Below are 19113 nucleotides of genomic sequence, written 5' to 3' on the forward strand. Positions count from 1 at the left end.
CAGCGTAATTAATTTTGGGAAGCACCAGTGGTGGCGTCGGCACTTTCGTCGTCCGCATCAACACTGCCACTTTCAGAAGCACCAGTTGAAGCGTCAGCATCATCGTTGCCGTCTTCAGCAGGGGCTGATGGTGCAGCATTATCATCAGATGATGATTGGGAAGCACCAGTAGATGCATCAACGACTGCCGTGGTGTTTCCTTCTTCGTTAGCACCATTGTTAGATGCACCCGTAGTAGCATCTGGCTTGTCGCCCCAAGCACCATTTTCAAAGAGGTTCAGAATGTATTCAACATTACCAGTGAATTCAATGGTTCCCAGGTAATGACCATCGATATCACGCAGGGCGTAGTATTGGATCAATGAACGGTGGCCGTGCATCCATAATGGCCGGGTTACAACATCCTTTTCACCATCACGGAAACTGTTAATAATCTTAGTAACGATCGGCACAGCCTTTGGTGGGTGACATTCAGTAATTGGTTCATTCAGTGAAGCCACGTTACGAACGTGTTCACGGTTTGGCTTGTCTGAGTACCAAGCAAAGCGGTCTGAACTATCAACTAAGTCAATTTCAAATGGGATCGTACTGAAAATTTGTTGAACTTCCTTTAGCGTCATCCGGCCAGTTGGGAAGTTGATATAAGCATCACTAATCGTTGGGCGTTTGATAGGCATCTTGACTTCCTCCTCATCAATATTTTGGAATACTTGAATGTATTCAACAAAGTTAGTAAAGCACTTTTCAAGGTTGTCACGCATATCTGCGTTGATCAGGCGGCCATCCTTAGAGAAGACCCGGCTGGCTCCACCAATCAATACTTCATTTCCTGGCAGGAGGTTTGCGTCACAGTCTGGGGAAATCAAGATCTGCCGCATTTGAACTTGGGAACGAGCAGAAGCCTGGCGACCGTAAGAAACACCGACAACCATTACTGGCTTGTGCTTCAAAACTTCAGTATGGTATGACAGCCATTCAATAGCACTCTTCAAAGCAGATGGAATACCGTGGTCATATTCTGGCGTGGAGAAGACAACCCCATCGGCTTCCTTAACCTTCTGCTTTAACTTCCACACTTCGGTCTGTTCTTCGAGCGGAACATCGACGCTGAAAGCAGGCAACTTGCTAATTTCATAAATTTCAATGTCGGCCATTTGCTTAAAGTGCTTCTTCATAAAGCGGAGTAAGATCCGGTTGTATGAGAAGTTAGCATTGGTCCCAACTAAAGCTAAAATCTTCATTAGTTATCAGCTGCCTCCTTCTTTGCAACCATTCCGTTGATGGCTTCAGCGTACGGCTTAAATTCACTAATGCACTTATTCAGGAAACTAATTGTTCCTTCATCAGTAATATTACCGTCTTCATCAATCATGTCCGCTACGTTACTCATAAAGAATTCTTCACCCTGGAAGACGTGCGCATTGACACCTGGTGAGATCAAAATATCCCGTAATTGAACCTGGGAACGTGATGACCCTTGTTCGTGCGTCGACGCACCGATAATCATTACCGGCTTATTTTCCAATGGGTGCAACTCATATGACAGCCATTCAATCATGCTCTTCAAAGCAGAGGTAATTGAGTGGTTATATTCTGGACTGGCAATAATTACCGCATCAGCCGCAGCAACCCGGCGGTCAATGTCAGCAACTACTTCCGGCGTCTTACCCTTATAGTTTTCGTTAAAAAGTGGAACCTTGCGAATGTCAATCACATCGACATCGTCAGTATCACGAAGGTCCTTCGCGATGAACTCTAACAGCATTCGATTATAAGAATGGTTCGCATTGGATCCTGCAATTGCAGCAATCTTCAAACTTGTCACTTCCTTATAACTATTTATGCAACATTTCACACAGTTATTTTACTATATTTTTGGCCTTAACGACACTGAATGACGACAATTATTAGTAATCTCTCTACTTATTAGATGATTTTCAACGATTTGATTATAAAAGTCCTCTTATCGCAACAATCAATTAATAAGCTTAGATGTGCTAAAATGAAGGGACATTACTAATTTGAACGGAGAAAAACGATGGCAAAAGAAAAAGTAACAGCAGGTGTTGAAGTAAAGATTGGTGATCGTTTTCCATTGACCATCCGGCGGCTCGGGGTAAATGGCCATGGGATCGGCTATTACAAGCATAAGGTTTGTTTTGTACCCGGCGCCCTTCCTGGGGAAGTAGTGGTGGCCGAAGTTATCCGGATTCACCCCCGCTTTCTGGAGGCTAAAATCCACCGGATCCGCAAGCGCAGCAAGCACCGGGTAACACCCAAGGACAGTTATGCCGATATTGCCGGTGGTTTTGAACTAGAAGACCTGGCCTACCCACAACAATTAGCCTTTAAGCGCCAAGTAGTTATTGATAGTCTCGAAAAGTTTAAGCCCTATGGCTATCGCAATTATGAGGTTTGGAAAACAATTGCCGCTCCTGAAGAGTACCATTACCGCAACAAGGCGCAATTCCAGGTACGGATGGTTGATGGCCACGTGGCTGCTGGCCTGTATAAGCCAAATAGTCATGACCTTGTTGACATGCAAGAGTGTGCCGTCCAAATGCCACGGACGATGAAGGTTGTCCGCACCGTCGTCAAGCTAATCGAAGAACTGAAGATCCCGGTCTACGAAGAAGAGCATAACAGTGGGATTATCAAAACGATCGTGGTTCGGGAATCGTGGACAACTGGCGAACTCCAGCTAACCTTTATTACCAACACACCAAAACTGATCCACAAGCGGCAATTATTGGCGGGAATCGCCGAGCAGCTCCCCGAAGTGGTATCGGTCATGCAAAACGTCAACGCTGGCGACACCCCACTAGTTTGGGGCGACCAGATGATCCACCTTGCTGGTAAGGAGACGATCAGTGAAAGTTTGATGGGCCTCGACTTCGAGCTCTCCGCCCGGTCGTTCTTACAACTAAATCCAGAGCAAACCGAAGTCCTTTACGAACAAGCAGCCGATGCGCTTGAACTTGACAAGGGTGATACCTTAATTGATGCCTATGCAGGGATTGGGACAATTGGTCTTTCACTCGCGCCACGGGTAAAGGAAGTTCGCGGGATGGAAATCATTCCCGAGGCAGTCGCTGACGCCAACACTAATGCCAAGTTAAACGGGATTGATAATGCTCATTATGAAGTTGGTAAGGCCGAAGAATTAATGCCAAAGTGGCTCGATGAAGGGCTCACCTTTGACGCACTGGTTGTTGACCCACCGCGCGCCGGATTGGATGACGAATTAATTAAGCAGATTTTAAAAGTTAAGCCCCGCAAGTTTGCGTACGTCTCTTGTGGGATGGCTTCACTAGCCCGGAACCTCCGGCGGTTGACTAGTGTTTACCATGTTGACTATATTCAGCCAATCGACATGATGCCCCAAACGGCTCGGTGTGAAGCAGTTGTCAAGCTATCGTTACGGCGTTAAGTTCGTGTGGACTAGCCGAATGTGTTATCATTAATATCTATAGAAAGAAGTGGAAAAGAGATATGCAAAACCCATTTGGTAATAACAATAACAACGACCAAAACCCGTTCAACTTAAATAATCTCCCCCTACCACCGAATTACGCTAAGATTGTTAATGACCAGGGTGACATCCGCATTTCCAAGGTTGGCGTTTCATGGACAACGCTGTGGTTTGGGCCATTGCCAGCCCTCTTCCGTGGTGATTATTACAACTTTATCTTAATGATCGTCCTCGATCTTGATTACGTCCTCGTTGCCATGTTTTTCGGGTGGAACTGGCTACTAGAATTCCCGTGGCCATCACTTGTGTTCGCGGTTTTCTATAACATGATGTACTTCCGGCACTCATTTAATAAGGGGTACCGGCCAGCCGATGAGCGATCAAAACAAATTTTAATCAACGCCCGTTACTGGAAAGAAAAATAATTTCCCGGGTAATAAAGAGCTGTGTCATAGCTCTTTTTTTATTTGACAAGCAGTTGTAAATACAACTATTATTAGCAATTGTATTTACAACTATTTATTAGGAGGAATTTAATGTATTTCTTCATTTCACTTAAACAAATTGCAATTATGTTTATCCTCATGGGAATTGGCTTTCTGTGTCGCTACACCAACCTAATGCACAATCAAACCAACAAGGAACTTACTAAGATCCTCCTGTATGTTGTTTCACCATGTATTATTATCAATTCATTCCTCCAGCCAGCCACAAGCGCCCTACTAGCTGGTTTCTTCTGGGGGATAGTTGCTACCGCCGTCGTCTTTTCTGTCTCTATCATAGTTGCTAAATTAATCTTCAGCTTGCCAGTATTTAAAAACAACCCCCAAGTTAACGCAATGAAGTTTGCTGCAACGTATAGCAACGGTGGCTTTATGGGGATCCCACTAGTCCAAGCAATGATGGGGACCGCCGGCACCTTTTATTCCGTCCCCTACTTAGTGGTCTATAATATTTTTCTGTGGAGTCACGGGGTCGGCATCTTTGAACAAGGAAAAAAGCAGGTATTTATCGATCAAGTTCGAACAATTATCTTCAACCCTAACATCATTGCCACATTTATTGGCTTTATTATTTTTATCGTTCATATTCCCCTAACTGAAATAATCACACAACCAATTAAAGATATTGTGGATGTCAACACCCCGCTAAGTATGATCGTTATTGGTGCCAACCTTGGTGGGCTCGGCAAGGAAATGGTAAAAGATAAGAAGATATGGTTTATCTGCCTGCTTCGCAACATTGTCTTCCCAGCAATGATTCTTCTCATCTTACGGCTATTGCCACTAACCCAAACTGCTTACCTCGCAATCGTAATTATGGCCTCCTGCCCAATTGCCGGCCTAATTGTCATGCTTAGCCTAATGAATAACCATTCACTTGAATTTCCATCCCAGGCCTTATGCTTGTCAACACTGCTTTCCGTTATTACTTTGCCATTAGTAATAATGCTTGCATCCATGCTCATTTAACCCTAAAGTAAAGATAACTATTTAATTGGGCGGGGTAACAATGACAGAAAAGCAGCTTGCAAATAAAATCTACCGGCTAGGACACATCGAACGGGTACTAATTGACCGAGAATTAGCACCAGTCGGGTTAAGAATGAACCATGCCCGTGTACTGCATTATATTGACCAGCATCCTGGTTGCCACCAAAAAGAAGTTGCTGATTACCTTGACTACCAACCGGCCAGCTTAACTAACCTAATCAACTTTCTTGAAAAACGAGCAATGCTAGTCCGCAAAACTGACCCGCAAAACGGTCGCCAAAAACAGCTATTCCTTTGCCAAAAAGGGAAAGAGGTAACAGCGAAAACGGATAAGATTTTTAATAACCTAAATGAACTAATTGGTGACCTTGATCCGCAACTTGAACACACATTAGACAAGAAGATTAAGTATTTAGAGGAATTAATTCGTAAATAAAGGGATAAACTAGGACTGACGTTGGTGCGAAAGAAGCTTGTTTCCCATTAATACATCACGATAAAGCAGGGAGTGTAGAGACAAAGCTGCAATTGGCTTTGCCTCCACACTCCTTTTTAATACCACCGTACTTAGTGGCCAGCGGTAATCTTAATTCCAATAATCCCGACCAGCAACATCACCGTAAAGATCCCCGTACTAAGGGAAAGGTGCTCTTGGAAGCATAAAACGCCGACAAGGATTGCGCCAACTGCACCAATCCCCGTCCACACTGGGTATGCAAGACTAAGTGGTAAGTGCTTAGTGGCAATAATTAAGCCCGCAAAACTCAAAATCATCCCCACCACCGTCAAAATTGAGTAGTAAATATTGGAAAAGCCATTGCTCAACTTCATCATCGTTGACCAAAAGGCTTCAAAAATCCCCGCAATAATAAGAAAAAGCCATGCCATTTTATCATTCCTCCTTAAAATAAAAAGCCAGCTACTGCTCACTTTCTTCAATGACCTAATGAAAGTAAGCGTAACTGGCCTCCCCCGGTGGGGAATTCTTATTTAGTTAAAGTTATCCGGGACAACTGCTGCTGGATTGTCCTTTGTTAAGTGGTAAACCGGACTTGGTTCAACCCCGAAATAGCGGCTGACCAACTTACTCAGTTCATCCATCGCTTCATTTGCCCGCGCAATTTGTTCTGGTGTCACGGCTTCAATAACCGCGACGATGTTTTGCGAATCCTCAGTCAACATCGTCCGCTGAGCATCCCGCCAGTTTAAACACCGGCAAACAGCCCCTTCTTCATCGTAATAGGCAACTTCTCCTGGCAAAGTTGGTTCGTCTTCATCAGCACCAACCGGTTGGAAGGACTGACCACCTTCAACCTGGCCCAAGTGCATATCTCCCTTAATCTTATCCCGGTCTTCAATTCCAACCGGCACACCATAGGTCAGGGAAACACTATTGTAAACATCAACCATGGGGTCAATCGGTGAAAATTCATGCCCCTGGTTAACCCGCTTGAGTAATGCTTCGATTGATGAGCGGGCACCTTTCTTCTTTTTGAATTGTTGAAAGGCGATCCGCCACTGGTCAACAACCGGATTTAAGCGGAAAGTTTCATTAGTCAAAAATTTGCCCGCTGCCGTTGTTGCCTCACTTAGCAGCTGTTGGCGGTCCGAAAGATTATCGTCATTGCTGTGGTTATTAATTCCATCAGCATATAAGATATTAATTTGCGCATCGGGGAAAAGTGCCCAAAAGCTTGGATCTACTAATACTTGTTTCATTTTATTTCCTGCTCCTTGCGATTAATATTGCCGCTTACCACCATGTTTAACAAAGTCCCAATCACCGTCAATATTGTGCCGGACCCGGACCAGGTAGTCATGTAACTGTTGGGCTTCGTGGTCACTAAACCCCTTCAGCGCTTCGCCGTTTGAAAATTCATTTTCCCGAATAATAAACGGGTAAATTTTCTTTCCCTTTTCTGTCACGTAAAGGTGTTTAATCTTTTTGTTATCAGGATCCTTGTGCCGTTCAATGAAGCCATTTCCTTCCAGCTTTTTGACAGCCCGCGCGATGGTTGTGCGGTCGACTTTTATCAAGTTTGATAATTGTTCTGAAATGATCCCTGGGTGTTCATAGATCCGGACCAGGTATAGGTATTGACCACGTGCCAGTTCAATTTCCTTAAATTCAATGTTAGAGATTGAATCCAGTGCCCGATTAATCATTCCGATTTCTCTTAAAATATCAATCATTGATAAAAAACTCCTCACCGCATATTATAATATTTTTGTTGCATTTGCAACAAAAATCTAATCTTTAACCAAGTCAACCTTACTTGTAAGGTCCTTAACCCGTGAAGCATAGTTATGGTCATTCAAATAGTTAATCAGGTCGCTCTTCTTAATTCTCGTCTTCGGTTGGTAAACCTTATCGGAATCAAGGTCATTAGGAAGTTGGTAAATATTAACGGTGTTATCAGAATCGAGGGTGTAAACAAAATCAGTTTCGTCGTCATCATCCAGATTATGGTAACCATAAACTTCATAGGCCATCCCTTGCCCCTTATCGGCAAGGCTGTCTAGTAAGTCATCATCCGTTGACAATTCCACTGTAATACCGTCATCTTCGTTTAATACACCAGACCAGTTACCAATCCCCGTCTTAGCAGCATAATAAGTGATCGCCGCCGTCGTCCCCTTTGGTCCAACGTCAGCCGGTAATGCACTTGAATTACTATTATTTGAATTATTAGTGTTGCCAGTATTATTGCCGTTAGTTGATGGGGTTGCCGAGTATTGGCTGCCCGAATTTTGATTAGCTGCTGTTGACTCCTGTTCTTGATGGTTTTGATAAACAAAAAATCCAGCTACCAGGATAATAACTATCCCTAAAATAACTGCCGGTAATTTCCAGCCAATTTTCTTATGCTGGCGTGGTCTAACCGCTGCACCATCATTTTCACTACGGGTTGTCGACGTTTTTATCTTTCGCAAGTCGAACCCGCACTTGGAGCAAAACTTAGCTGTTTTCCCAACACGGGCCCCACACTTGGGACATAAATTACCATTCATTATTAATTATCCCCCTCAATCAGTAATTCACATTGATAAGGATACCATTTTTGAACAATTTTATTTACCTACCGGGCGTTAGAAAAGAAGTTACACAATACTACCCCGATAATAATTAATACAATGCCTGCTAATTCTGGGAGAGAAATTCGTTCGTGCCATACTAAAACGGCCACTACTGACGTCAAGATAATCCCTAGGCCACCCCAGGAAGCATAGGCAACACTGAGGTTAATTGTCTTAAGCGACTGCGCAAAGAAAAAGAAACAAACTAGGTAAGCAAGAATTGTGATCCCCGTCGGTACCAAACGAGAAAAGCCATCAGATGCCTTCATAAAGTTGGTTCCAACCACTTCGGCAACAATTGCAATACCCAGTTCTAAATATCCCATAATTATTCCTCCTTAATAAAAAGAAGTATAAGTAGAAAATCACCACGATAATAGTCTTGAATTTCCAATCGTTCTCGCGAGGTACTATTTCTTTACCGGAATTCTGATAATTGTTCTTAGCTTTTCCGGCTGTGACCGCCGGGGGTCGGAAAGGTAAATCTCATGGTGGTGCCGGTGGTCATTAATGTCAAGTTGCAGCCCCTTGTCTGCCATCAATTCATGCAATTTTTTGACCGTTGCCGGTTCATCATCATATGGGCCAACGTGCAGTGCTTGCACGCAAAGTCCTTCGTGTTGTGATAAAAATTCTACCTTAGCTAAGTCAAGCCGCTTTTTCACGCTAGCTTCCTTAACCGCCCATTCAAAGGTTGCCTGGTCAACAAAATCCGGCATCCGAATCATTGAAATAAAGCTGAACTTTTCTTTATGGTCATAATCAATCCCCTTAACGCCTTCTTGCCACCAGTAACCCTCAAGTGGTGGGACTACAAAGTCAAAATAGCCTGGAATCTGGTGGTCGCCCTTTTTGCTCATCTTAATCGTGTAAGCTACCGCATAAAGCAACGGAATTGATTGCTGGTATTCACTATCGGCTGCATTAGGATCCCCGTGGCCACGGACCGCAAGATAGTTCATTGCCGGTACGTCAATTACCATCGGCCGCTTTCCCGGATTATAAAGGTCCTTTTGTTCCTTCTTAAAATTGTACGCCATTTTATTTTCCCCCATTCTAAAAAGAGCACGGTTGAAGTTGTTAACAAACTCCTGCCATGCTCCTTTTAATTTCTAACTAGTTTTTTTCAATCGTGATGTCTTCATGGCCGTCGTATTCTTCAACGGCAACGTGGACCGTTTCGTTAGATGAGGTTGGAATATTCTTACCGACAAAGTCTGGCCGAATTGGCAACTCACGGTGTCCCCGGTCAACCAGCACTGCCAGTGAAATCCGCTTTGGCCGGCCCATATCCATCAAGGCATCCAAAGCAGCACGAACTGTTCGACCCGTAAAGAGTACATCATCAACTAAAATGACATGCTTATCCGTAATATCAACATCGAGCTTCTTGGTGTGCACCGTTGGCTCAACATGGTTGTCTGGAACGTGCCGGTCATCCCGGTACAAGGAAACGTCCAGGGCCGCAACAGGGACGTCGACATTTTCCAACTGGTTAAGCCGTTTAGCTAACCGATTAGCCAAGTAGATACCCCGCGTCTTAATTCCAACAAAGACCAGGTTTTCAACCCCCTTGTTCTGCTCAATAATTTCGTAGGTAATCCGGGTCAGTGCCCGTTGCATGCTTGATCCATCAACGATTTCGTGTGCCATAATTGCCGCTCCTTTTCCATTCACAATTCCAACGTAAAAAAGTCCTCCACTAGTAGCTCATAACTAACGGAGAACTCGGGTAATTTCCATCGTTCCTTGTTGGTCTCGCTGGGCCACTTAAAGGGATCCATTTATTTTATTTTAATGGGCGAATAAAGCACTGTCAATTGCTAGTTACTAAACCGGTTCAGCCAGGTTGATACCCGTTCAGAAACCGCGTCCCAGACCTTGCTAAAGCCAGGTTGGTCCTTCAGGTTATTAACCGTGCTTACCCCATTTTCAGGGTCCTGCCGTACCTGGTTGATAACATTGGTAACCTCATTCACGTTATTCTTAGTAGTGGAACTTGACGTCTGATTTTGCAGCTGTTCCGTCTTTGATTGAACTTGGTCTAGCCGGTTATTCAATGCCTGCTGGTCATGGTCGCGCTGGTACTGTTTAGCTGCGCCCTTTAACTCTGCTACCTGGTTGGCCAGCTTCTGGTTATCAGAGGTCAACTTCGAAATACTGCTGGAGTTATTGCTGATCTGGCTGCTTTGCTGGTCATTATTTGCCGCTTGTTCTTGCTGTTGGGCACGGTTATGTGCACTAACGCCCCACCAAACCAGCAGTAAAATGATCACCACTAATACTGCAATTAGCCAGTTACGCTTCTTGCCGTTCTTTTGTTGTGGGGTCGCTGTCATCGTTTGCTGGTTATTAACTTCAGCAGCTGGGCGAACGTGGAGTGTGATACTATCCTGGGCTGACTGTCCACTAGCATCCATTACACTTAGCATTACCGGATATTCACCCTGCTGGTCAACATTAACCTGCGTTAGGTTCATAATAACCTTTCCCGTCAGGTCTTCACCGTTGTTTCCGCTAGCGTGAACACCAAGTTGCTGGATTAAATCAGTTTGGTTAATCGTCTGGTGTAGCGGCCAGTCTAAGTAGTGTCGTGCCGCCGTGATTTGTAGTTTGGCCATTTAATTTACCTCGCCTAATAAAATTTGCAATAATATTGTACCGCTTCTACTAAGGTAAAAGAAAAAGGTTTCGACTCGTCAGCCGAAACCTTATTTATTTTTTTACTTCTCTGCCAGGTCCCATGGATTCTTAACAATAATTGTCTGGATCCGGTCAGCACCAACAGAAACGGTTGCCAATGGTACTTGGGAAAGTTCGCTAACCCGCTTCAGGTAGTTTTGCGCATTTGCTGGCAGGTCTTCAAACTTCTTCACACCAGTAATATCTTCATCCCAACCAGGCAGTTCATCATAGACTGGTTCGCAACGTTCCAAGTCCTTGAGACTAGCTGGGTAGTAGTCAATTTCCTTGCCATCAAGCTTGTAAGCCTTGCAGATCTTGATGGTCTTCAAACCAGTCAGCACATCAAGCAGGTTCAAGCTAAGGCAGGAAAGACCAGATACCCGCCGTGCATGACGCATGGCAACACTGTCGAACCAGCCAACCCGCCGTGGCCGACCAGTAACCGTCCCGTATTCATGACCGGTTTCACGGATCTGGTCACCAATTTCATCAGTCAGTTCAGATGGGAATGGGCCGGCACCAACCCGGGTGGAGTAAGCCTTGCAGATACCAACGACCGTGTTGATCTTGTTAGGGCCTACGCCGACACCAGTGCAGACACCACCAGCAATTGGGTTTGAGGCTGTTACGTATGGGTAAGTACCCTGGTCAACATCCAGCATTACCCCCTGGGCACCTTCAAAGAGGACCCGCTTGCCGTCGTCTAAAGCATCGTTAACGATCCGTGCAGTATCGGTAACGTACTTCTTCAATTCTTGCCCATATTCGTAGTAACTTTCGAAAATATCATCAAAGTTAATTGGGTCAACATGGTAAAGCTTGGTGAATAATTCATTCTTTTCTGCCAAGTTTCGTTGGAGCTTAACCTTGAACGTATCCTTTTCAAGCAAGTCGCACATCCGGATACCAACCCGGGAAACCTTATCCATGTAAGTTGGGCCGATACCATTCTTAGTGGTCCCCACCTTGTGGTCACCCTTGGCCGCTTCCTGGCACTTATCTAAGAGAATGTGGTATGGGAAAGTAATGTGTGACCGGCTGGAAATCCGCAAGCCAGAAACATCAATCCCGTTGTCTTGGAGGTAATGCAATTCCTTCAACAAGGCTGGTGGGTTGATAACAACACCGTTACCAATTACCGCTAACTTGTCCTTCCCAAAGATACCAGATGGAACCAGGCGAAGGGCAAACTTCTTACCATCAAAAGAGATCGTGTGACCGGCGTTGTTCCCACCTTGAGAACGAACAACCACGTCTGCGTCCTGACTCAGGTAATCGGTCATCTTACCTTTACCTTCGTCTCCCCATTGACTACCAACAATAACAACTGATGACATTTATTTTCACCTCATCGTTTATTTTCGTAAAAGACGTTTTTACTTCACTATCCTACCGAACTTCTCCTGCCTCGTCAACACGTTTTTCGAACTATTTTTAAATTAATCACGTAAAACGTACGAATTTACCATTGACGGCGCGAAAAGTTTAGTTCATAATAGCAAGCGGAAATTTTAACAAAAGGAGCTATTCCCGTGAAAACGTTCGACTATGATGATATTCAGCTCATTCCTAATAAATGCATAATTAAGAGTCGTAAAGAGGCCGATACTAGTGTCAAGTTTGGCCCCCGGACATTTAAGATTCCAGTCGTTCCCGCTAACATGGAAAGCGTGATTAATGAAGAGCTGGCCACCTGGCTTGCACAAAATGGTTACTACTATGTCATGCACCGCTTTGAACCAAATGACCGCCTCGGTTTTGTCCAACGGATGCACCAGCGAAAACTCTTTGCCTCAATTTCGGTTGGCATTAAAGACGGTGAATACGACTTTATCGATCAGTTAAAAGCCGAACAATCGATTCCAGAGTACATTACTATTGATGTTGCCCATGGTCATTCGGATTTTGTTATTAAAATGATCCAATACATTAAGAAGCAATTGCCAGACACTTTCGTTACTGCTGGTAATGTTGCAACTCCCGAAGCCGTTCGGGATCTCGAGAACGCCGGTGCAGACGCTACCAAGGTCGGGGTTGGTCCTGGCAAGGCCTGCATCACAAAGTTAAAGACCGGCTTTGGTACTGGTGGTTGGCAGCTTGCTGCTATCCGGCTCTGTGCTAAGGCCGCCCGGAAACCAATCATCGCTGATGGTGGGATTCGCCATAATGGCGATATTGCTAAGTCCGTTCGGTTTGGCGCCTCCATGGTTATGATTGGCTCAATGCTTGCCGGACACCTCGAATCACCTGGTCACGTGATCACAATTGATGGCAAGCAATACAAGCAATACTGGGGTTCCGCTTCAGAAGTTCAAAAAGGTGCCTACCGAAATGTCGAAGGCAAGCAGATGTTAGTACCTTTCCGTGGCTCCATCAAGGACACCTTACGGGAAATGAAAGAGGACTTACAATCATCGATCTCCTACGCCGGTGGTCGTGACCTTGAATCAATTCGGAAAGTCGACTACGTTATCGTTAAAAACTCAATTATGAACGGTGACTATTAAAAATATAATATCAGGAATTAACACAAAAGGAGCTGTGACACAACCCCGGGTAGGGCCTGCGACGCGAAGCTAGCCTATCTGGTATGGCTAGCATAGGACGATCATTAGCACGGAACGGGCTAGCGATTGTCCGTAGCTAGACACTAAGGCCCTGGGTTGTGGCACGCGATATCTCTGTAATATTCGGAGCTAAAACAAGGGCTCGTGACAAAACCGTGTTTTGTCACGAGCCCTTTTAAATTTTAACTATCAACCCGCTTTAGCGTCACTACAAATGAAATCTTCTTATCCACGTACTTAACATTAATCCGGCCGTTAAAGTTGCGGACAAGGGTTTGGGCCATCGAGAGGCCAATTCCATACCCTGCTTTTTTAGTCAGTGTCCGGGCCTTATTCTCCCGGTAGAAGCGCTCAAAGAACCGGCTAGTATCAACGTTCGCCCCCTTGGCGTAACTGTTTGTTACCGTCAGTACCATGTTTTTCTTTGTTTTCTTGAGGTTAATTTCCACCGTTCCATTAGGATCACAGTATTTATTAGCATTATCAACCAGGATACTGATCAACTCGTAGAAATAATTTTCGTCTGCCTTGACGGTTATCCCTGGTGCAATTGACTGCTTAAACTGGTGCTCATCATTAGTAATCACGTTTTTAAAACTAGTAGCGACCCGTCCAACCAACCGGCTGGCATCAACTACCACAACATTTAACTGCGGTTGTTCCTGTAGTCGGGCGAGGGAGACCAAGTAGTTGATCAGCTTCGTCATCCGGTCCACCTGCTGCTTGGTACTAGTTGTCAGCTCGGTTTCACCGTTCGTTAACTCTTGCATCTCCGTATTAGCCGAAATAACCGTCAGTGGTGTCTTCAGCTCGTGCCCCGCATTAGTGATAAATTCCTTTTGTCGCTCTTCATTTTGAATAATCGGCCGGATTGCCCGCCGCGAGAAGAGAACCAGGATAACCGTATACAAGATCAGGCTGATAGTACCAAGGATTAACCCGATATATATAATTTCACGAGCCTTTGCCATCATCAGGCTTTCATCAAGGAAAACAACCATCGTTTGCTTGCCGGTCTGCTTAACCTTATAGGCATAAACCGTCTTCTTATAGATTACGTGTCCCTGGGCTGAGTCACGACGGATAACCCGCTTAGTTAATCGCCGAATTGCTGCGGGTGAAACGGACAAGATATGCTGGTTATCCACCGCAATCTCGCCATCCCCCATCGTTGTTGCACTAAAATACCGGTACTGCGATAAACTTTCCCGGGTAAATTGCGGCTGCGGAATGATTTCTGGACGGCTCTGTATTTGCCGGTCCGGAATCCGCCCCTCATTATCGGTCAGAATTGTCAGAACCGTGTTAACCTCTTGCCGCGCCCGGTAATATGTGATCGCACTAATACTACCAACGATCGTTAAAATTACCAGTACCAGTGCGCAAGTTGAGAAAATGATGAACTTTTTCCGAAAGTGTTGAATCATCATATCACCCCGCTAACGTATATGGACCACCCTTTTCACCATCAATATGGGTTTGGGACTGGATTGACTCTAACTTGTGCCGCAGGTAGCAAATATTAATCCACACGTCACCGTTATCTGCCTCATCCCCATCACCCCAAACATGTTGACGGAGGTCATCAGCACTCAGTTCCTTACCAGCATTTAGGATTAGGTACTGGAGCATCTGTGTCTCTTCCCGTGAAAGGCTGATTGAATTATGACTTTCAAGGACCTGTTCGCCACTATTCAGGTGGAGGTCGTTAAAGTCCATTTCATCCTTCTGGTAGTCCTTTGTCCGCCGCTCAAGTGACCGCAACCGGGCCAGTAATTCTTTCAAAGAAAACGGCTTGGTTAAGTAATCATCTGCACCAGCATCTAGGCCATTAACCTTGTCGTCCTCCTCAGCCATCGCCGTTAACATAATCACATATGTTTGGTCACCATGAGCACGTAACTCCTTCAGCGCCTCTAGTCCGCTTTTCACCGGCATCATAATATCTAGGATCATCACGTCATAGGCGTTCTGGCTTGCCAGGTCAACCACCTTTTTGCCGTTGTCGACCGTATCGACCTCATAGCCACTAGTCGCCATGGCCATTTTAAGGACCCGGGCCAACTGGACCTCATCTTCTGCTAACAGGATTTTCATTATTCGCTTTCCCCTTCCTGAACGAGCTGACGGATCGTTTGCATCTGCACATCGCATGAAGCCAACTGGTCCGCGCACCGCTTAAGTTCCTTGCTAATTCGTTCTGGGTCCTTTACGTGGTGTTTGTACTTAATTTCATGTTCCAGACTGGCCCAGGAATCCATTGCGATGGTCCGCAACTGAATTTCGACGAAAAAGTGCCCGGGTAAGTGGCCATCTACATCCTGGTATGGTTCAACAACATCTAAGATCAAATGGTAACTCCGGTAGCCGTTCGGTTTGGCATTGGTGATATAGTCCTTTTCCTTTACCACCGTACACCAATCCGCCTGCCGGACTAGCTTCAGGCACCGGCTAATGTCACTGACAAAGTTGCAGACTATCCGCAAGCCAATCGCATCCCGACATTGCCGCAACGCTGCCTCAGTGGTAACCGGGTAATTTTTTCGGTGGCACTTTTCAACCATGCTGGTGGGCGTCTTCACCCGCCCAATCAAGTGTTCATATAATTTGGGCTGGTTAGCCACAACTTGGCGGTTATTTAACTCTTCAATTCGTTGTTTTACATCGATGAGGATCGCGTTAAGGGTATCCTCGTATGGTCCGTAAATCGACATATTGATCACCGCTCCTTATCATTCAAATCATTATACCAACGTTTTTTGTCTTTGTTTTGACCGAAATACTTAAAAAGTCTTAAGGTGCGAACTCGGTACTTGTCGGCACGACCATAATATAGTTAAGGATCTTTCGTGCGTAACTGCCGTGGCTTTCATACTGGGCAACCGCCCGATTAAGCTCAACCATGTTGTCAGTAATAATCCCATCAGCGTTTTTATACATCAACTGCTTCATCACGTTGGGATTATTAACCGTCCAGGAATAGACTTGTTTCCCCTGGAGATGGGCCAAGGTGATGAAGTCATAGGTCAATGTTGAATACTCCATCGAATACCCATTGGCCGCAATATTAGGGTAGGTAAAATTATAGGGCTGGATATACATTACGTATAACCGTGGATCAATCTTCTTTAATCGTTGAACAACACTGTAATCAAGTGAATGAATTTTAGCATGGTGCTGGACCAAATTATTGCCATACCGCCGGTCAAACCGCCGCAACATATCAGGCGAATCATAAGGCGTTGTCTTCACTTCGACCAGCAGTTTTTGGTGGAGCCGGTTCGCTACTCGCAAATAGTCATCAAAGCTGGCAATCTTAGCGGAATGACCATTTTCACGGGCCGTCAACCGGGTTAGTTGTTTCAGTGTCAACTGACTCGGCCGTTTATTAACACCCGTGAGCTGCTTTAAATTCTCATCATGGAGGACCACAAATTGGTGGTCCTTCGTTTCGTGAAGGTCCATTTCAACATAATCCGGGTGAAGGCGGTGGGTCTTTTCCATTGTTGCAATTGAGTTTTGCACCCCGTTCTTATCCGCAACCCCACGGTGAGAAACCGTTACGGGGCGGTGGTTCTCGCTCCCATTGAGGTAAAGGCCATCGCTGATAACCGTTACCAGTGCTAGTAAAGCCAGGCCGACTCCTACCACCCTTTTGACCCCCCGTGTAATAATAGAAGGGGTAAAGTTTGGCCCTGCCATCGTTAGGAGCGGTCGGAAAAGCAAGTTGATTGTTAACACACCGGTCCAGGTGGTCAAAATTTCACTACCAAACTGAACTAGCAGGAGATTTAAGTTTGCAGATAAGTACGGAATGGGATGGGGTAAGACGTCCATTACCCACTGGGCACCAACCACCGTCGCATAAAAGATTGCCATCACCAGCGCAGCTACAATGCTAATAGTTAATAGCCGGGCAATAACGGGCCACCATGCCATTTTTCTAGTCCGTTGCCAGCTACTAGCAAGTGCCGTCCGTGGCTGCTGCCCGCGGTAGACCATCAGGGGAAGCGCATATACTAACCGGACGCCCAGGAAAATCATCAGCAGGTAAAAAATGATTAGGAGGGTTAGCAATAAGCCGCTACGGGTAAGGTAGTCCAAGATAAATTGGGGCACCTGGACCTTGGCCAGTAGTGGTGTTCGAAATACTAAGTCGGCAAAGGGAATTACGAGGACAAAGTAAACCAGTAAAACAAAGAGTGAAGCCCAGTGAAGGCGTCGCACACACTGCCAAGCTTCCTGGCACACTCCCCGAACAGTAATCATTTCCCGGGAAATATCCCGGACCCCTAAGAGGATAAATGCAAATTGCCAGTAAATAACCACTAACACTAGTAATAGTTCAACCAGCAGGACAAGGACAACTAGTGGGTGTTCACGGATGATTGTCACAATGTTCTGGTAGGAAACAAAGGGGATCTCCCCTGCCTGGAGGACAAAGGTGGTCACCAAGCGAAAAATAGGGATCCACAGCAACTGAATAATGAGGCCAACACTAATAAAAAGGGCCAGGTACTGGAGCCAGTGCCGTTTAAACTGACCTGTGCCCTGACCGATTTCTCGCCAAATTTTCTTCATCGCTTTCCTCCACTAGCCAATATCTTCTTGGTGGTGGACAACTGCTCCGTTGAGCTTTTTCCGGTTGGCCAAGTAAATCAACAGGATAAGCGGGATAATTATTAACATTACTGGGTAGAAGTAAGATACCGGTAGTAAGCTATCAATGATCCCACCGACAATTGGGCCGAGCGACATCCCGATGTCAATTCCAAGGAAGAAGGTAGCACTGGCTAGCCCACGGTCGCCAGCAGGCGCTAGCATCATGGCCGTTGACTGGCAGACAGAATAAATCGTCCCGTAACCAAGGGCCATCCCTGCTGCCGCCAGGGCCATTTCCCAGTTGGTCCTCATTATTGCCAGCATTACCAGATAGAAAGCAGTCGCAACTACACTAGCAATTAGCCAGACCCCAAAGCGGATTGTGTCGAACTCGTTTCGTAACACCAGCCGAATTGCCAGCAGGACTACCGCATAGATCATAAAATATGCGCCCACAGCAATTGGCAACTGCCGTTGTTCAGCATAGGTAACAATGTCTGCCTGGGTGGCAAAATACGGAATAGCAAACAGTGCAATCATGGCAGCCACTGGGATTGAGTCCCGTTGGATAATCTTGATATGGACGTGACCACCAACCGGCTGGGCCGCCGCTACTGGTTCGGCATGGTTACTAACAAATTGGATCGTCACAACCACCATCAAGGCAGCAACCGCTGAAATCACAATTGCCATCCGGTAGCCAATCACCCGGTACAGGTCAATCGAGATTGCAGGCGCTAAGGCCATTGCCAAGGCATTCATCAACCCGTAAAAGCTCATCGCCTCACCCACATGAGAAAATGGCACCAGGTAGGAAAGCCAGGTAGTCATGCAGACGGTGCAAAGAACGTAGCCGAGCCCATTGATTAGGCGGAATACTAACAGCAGGCCGCTATTCGGCGTAAAAACGTAGCCAAGCACCCCGACAAACGATAGGAGTCCACCGATGAAAGACAGTTGGTACTTTGAAAAGTGGTCAGTCAAATTCCCCGCAATGGGACGGAGAAACATGGCAACGATGCTCATCATTCCAACAATCACCCCGGCAAAAGCACTGCTGGCCCCCAGTTCCTTTGCATAACCGTTAATCAGCGGGTTGCAGTACATGTTGCTAAACATGAAGAAGAATGCTGCGACCATCACTAGCACAACATCCTTCGTAAAAATTGTTTCCTTCTTTTTCTTAGCCATCCCAACATAACTTCCTTATCAAAAA

Annotated in this window: 21 protein-coding genes; 5 read left to right on the top strand and 16 right to left on the bottom strand. The window is 45.6% G+C overall.

Features of this window, described 5'->3' with window-relative positions; all coding sequences use genetic code 11:
• Positions 1 to 8 precede the first annotated feature (8 nt).
• Both QOS07_RS00290 and QOS07_RS00295 read right to left on the bottom strand, forming a co-directional pair.
• Positions 9 to 1241 (bottom strand): NAD(P)H-dependent oxidoreductase, encoded by a 1233-nt coding sequence (locus tag QOS07_RS00290; protein WP_283587026.1) that lies wholly within the window; start codon positions 1239 to 1241, stop codon positions 9 to 11.
• Positions 1241 to 1816, bottom strand: a complete 576-nt coding sequence (locus tag QOS07_RS00295) for an NADPH-dependent FMN reductase (RefSeq protein WP_283587027.1) — start codon at positions 1814 to 1816, stop codon at positions 1241 to 1243. The genes QOS07_RS00290 and QOS07_RS00295 overlap by 1 nt, the downstream gene beginning before the upstream one ends.
• A gap of 222 nt (positions 1817 to 2038) precedes the next feature.
• Here QOS07_RS00295 and rlmD point away from each other — a divergent pair, with 222 nt between their 5' ends.
• The 4 genes from rlmD to QOS07_RS00315 all read left to right on the top strand — a co-directional run bounded on the left by rlmD (position 2039) and on the right by QOS07_RS00315 (position 5401).
• A complete protein-coding gene (rlmD, locus tag QOS07_RS00300) occupies positions 2039 to 3430 on the top strand; it encodes a 23S rRNA (uracil(1939)-C(5))-methyltransferase RlmD (protein WP_283587028.1) in 1392 nt (463 codons plus the stop codon).
• A 62-nt stretch (positions 3431 to 3492) separates the two neighbouring features.
• Entirely contained in the window at positions 3493 to 3897 is a 405-nt protein-coding gene (locus tag QOS07_RS00305) for a hypothetical protein (protein ID WP_283587029.1), read from the top strand.
• Between the two features lie 111 nt (positions 3898 to 4008).
• On the top strand, positions 4009 to 4944 hold the full coding sequence (locus tag QOS07_RS00310) for an AEC family transporter (RefSeq protein WP_283587030.1): 936 nt from the start codon (positions 4009 to 4011) through the stop codon (positions 4942 to 4944).
• A gap of 40 nt (positions 4945 to 4984) precedes the next feature.
• A complete protein-coding gene (locus QOS07_RS00315; protein ID WP_283587031.1) occupies positions 4985 to 5401 on the top strand; it encodes a MarR family winged helix-turn-helix transcriptional regulator in 417 nt (138 codons plus the stop codon).
• Positions 5402 to 5532: 131 nt separating this feature from the next.
• On the opposite strand, the gene QOS07_RS00320 is transcribed toward QOS07_RS00315, so the two are convergent.
• The 9 genes from QOS07_RS00320 to QOS07_RS00360 form a co-directional block, all read right to left on the bottom strand.
• Positions 5533 to 5853, bottom strand: a complete 321-nt coding sequence (locus tag QOS07_RS00320; RefSeq protein WP_283587032.1) for a DMT family transporter — start codon at positions 5851 to 5853, stop codon at positions 5533 to 5535.
• Positions 5854 to 5955: 102 nt separating this feature from the next.
• Positions 5956 to 6684, bottom strand: coding sequence for a B3/B4 domain-containing protein (locus QOS07_RS00325; RefSeq protein ID WP_283587033.1), 729 nt, complete (start codon positions 6682 to 6684; stop codon positions 5956 to 5958).
• Between the two features lie 21 nt (positions 6685 to 6705).
• Positions 6706 to 7158, bottom strand: coding sequence for a MarR family winged helix-turn-helix transcriptional regulator (locus tag QOS07_RS00330; RefSeq protein ID WP_283587034.1), 453 nt, complete (start codon positions 7156 to 7158; stop codon positions 6706 to 6708).
• A 57-nt stretch (positions 7159 to 7215) separates the two neighbouring features.
• Positions 7216 to 7977 carry a zinc ribbon domain-containing protein gene (locus QOS07_RS00335; RefSeq protein ID WP_283587035.1) on the bottom strand — a complete coding sequence of 254 codons (762 nt, stop codon included), beginning with the start codon at positions 7975 to 7977 and terminating at the stop codon, positions 7216 to 7218.
• Between the two features lie 68 nt (positions 7978 to 8045).
• On the bottom strand, positions 8046 to 8369 hold the full coding sequence (locus tag QOS07_RS00340) for a DMT family transporter (RefSeq protein WP_283587036.1): 324 nt from the start codon (positions 8367 to 8369) through the stop codon (positions 8046 to 8048).
• An 84-nt stretch (positions 8370 to 8453) separates the two neighbouring features.
• On the bottom strand, positions 8454 to 9083 hold the full coding sequence (locus tag QOS07_RS00345; protein ID WP_283587037.1) for a GyrI-like domain-containing protein: 630 nt from the start codon (positions 9081 to 9083) through the stop codon (positions 8454 to 8456).
• A gap of 76 nt (positions 9084 to 9159) precedes the next feature.
• Complete coding sequence (gene pyrR / locus QOS07_RS00350) at positions 9160 to 9696, bottom strand: bifunctional pyr operon transcriptional regulator/uracil phosphoribosyltransferase PyrR (protein ID WP_283587038.1); 537 nt, start codon at positions 9694 to 9696, stop codon at positions 9160 to 9162.
• Between the two features lie 170 nt (positions 9697 to 9866).
• Positions 9867 to 10664, bottom strand: coding sequence for a hypothetical protein (locus QOS07_RS00355; RefSeq protein WP_283587039.1), 798 nt, complete (start codon positions 10662 to 10664; stop codon positions 9867 to 9869).
• Between the two features lie 102 nt (positions 10665 to 10766).
• The gene (locus QOS07_RS00360) at positions 10767 to 12065 is read right to left on the bottom strand and encodes an adenylosuccinate synthase (protein ID WP_283587040.1); all 1299 of its coding nucleotides are present in this window, start codon (positions 12063 to 12065) and stop codon (positions 10767 to 10769) included.
• Between the two features lie 195 nt (positions 12066 to 12260).
• On the opposite strand from QOS07_RS00360, the gene QOS07_RS00365 reads away from it, so the two are divergent.
• Positions 12261 to 13235, top strand: a complete 975-nt coding sequence (locus tag QOS07_RS00365) for a GMP reductase (RefSeq protein WP_283587041.1) — start codon at positions 12261 to 12263, stop codon at positions 13233 to 13235.
• Positions 13236 to 13477: 242 nt separating this feature from the next.
• Here the strand turns inward: QOS07_RS00365 and QOS07_RS00370 are convergent, their stop codons facing one another.
• The 5 genes from QOS07_RS00370 to QOS07_RS00390 all read right to left on the bottom strand — a co-directional run bounded on the left by QOS07_RS00370 (position 13478) and on the right by QOS07_RS00390 (position 19088).
• Positions 13478 to 14725, bottom strand: a complete 1248-nt coding sequence (locus QOS07_RS00370) for a sensor histidine kinase (RefSeq protein ID WP_326521316.1) — start codon at positions 14723 to 14725, stop codon at positions 13478 to 13480.
• Between the two features lies 1 nt (position 14726).
• Positions 14727 to 15392: a response regulator transcription factor gene (locus QOS07_RS00375; RefSeq protein ID WP_283587042.1), complete on the bottom strand. Its 666-nt coding sequence runs from the start codon at positions 15390 to 15392 to the stop codon at positions 14727 to 14729.
• Complete coding sequence (locus QOS07_RS00380; protein WP_283587043.1) at positions 15392 to 16009, bottom strand: GTP pyrophosphokinase; 618 nt, start codon at positions 16007 to 16009, stop codon at positions 15392 to 15394. The genes QOS07_RS00375 and QOS07_RS00380 overlap by 1 nt, the downstream gene beginning before the upstream one ends.
• Positions 16010 to 16088: 79 nt before the next feature.
• Entirely contained in the window at positions 16089 to 17876 is a 1788-nt protein-coding gene (locus tag QOS07_RS00385; protein ID WP_283587044.1) for a glycerophosphodiester phosphodiesterase, read from the bottom strand.
• Positions 17877 to 17888: 12 nt separating this feature from the next.
• Positions 17889 to 19088 carry an MFS transporter gene (locus tag QOS07_RS00390; RefSeq protein WP_283587045.1) on the bottom strand — a complete coding sequence of 400 codons (1200 nt, stop codon included), beginning with the start codon at positions 19086 to 19088 and terminating at the stop codon, positions 17889 to 17891.
• Positions 19089 to 19113: the final 25 nt, after the last annotated feature.

It is taken from the genome of Limosilactobacillus viscerum (assembly GCF_947387525.1).
GTDB lineage: Bacteria > Bacillota > Bacilli > Lactobacillales > Lactobacillaceae > Limosilactobacillus > Limosilactobacillus viscerum.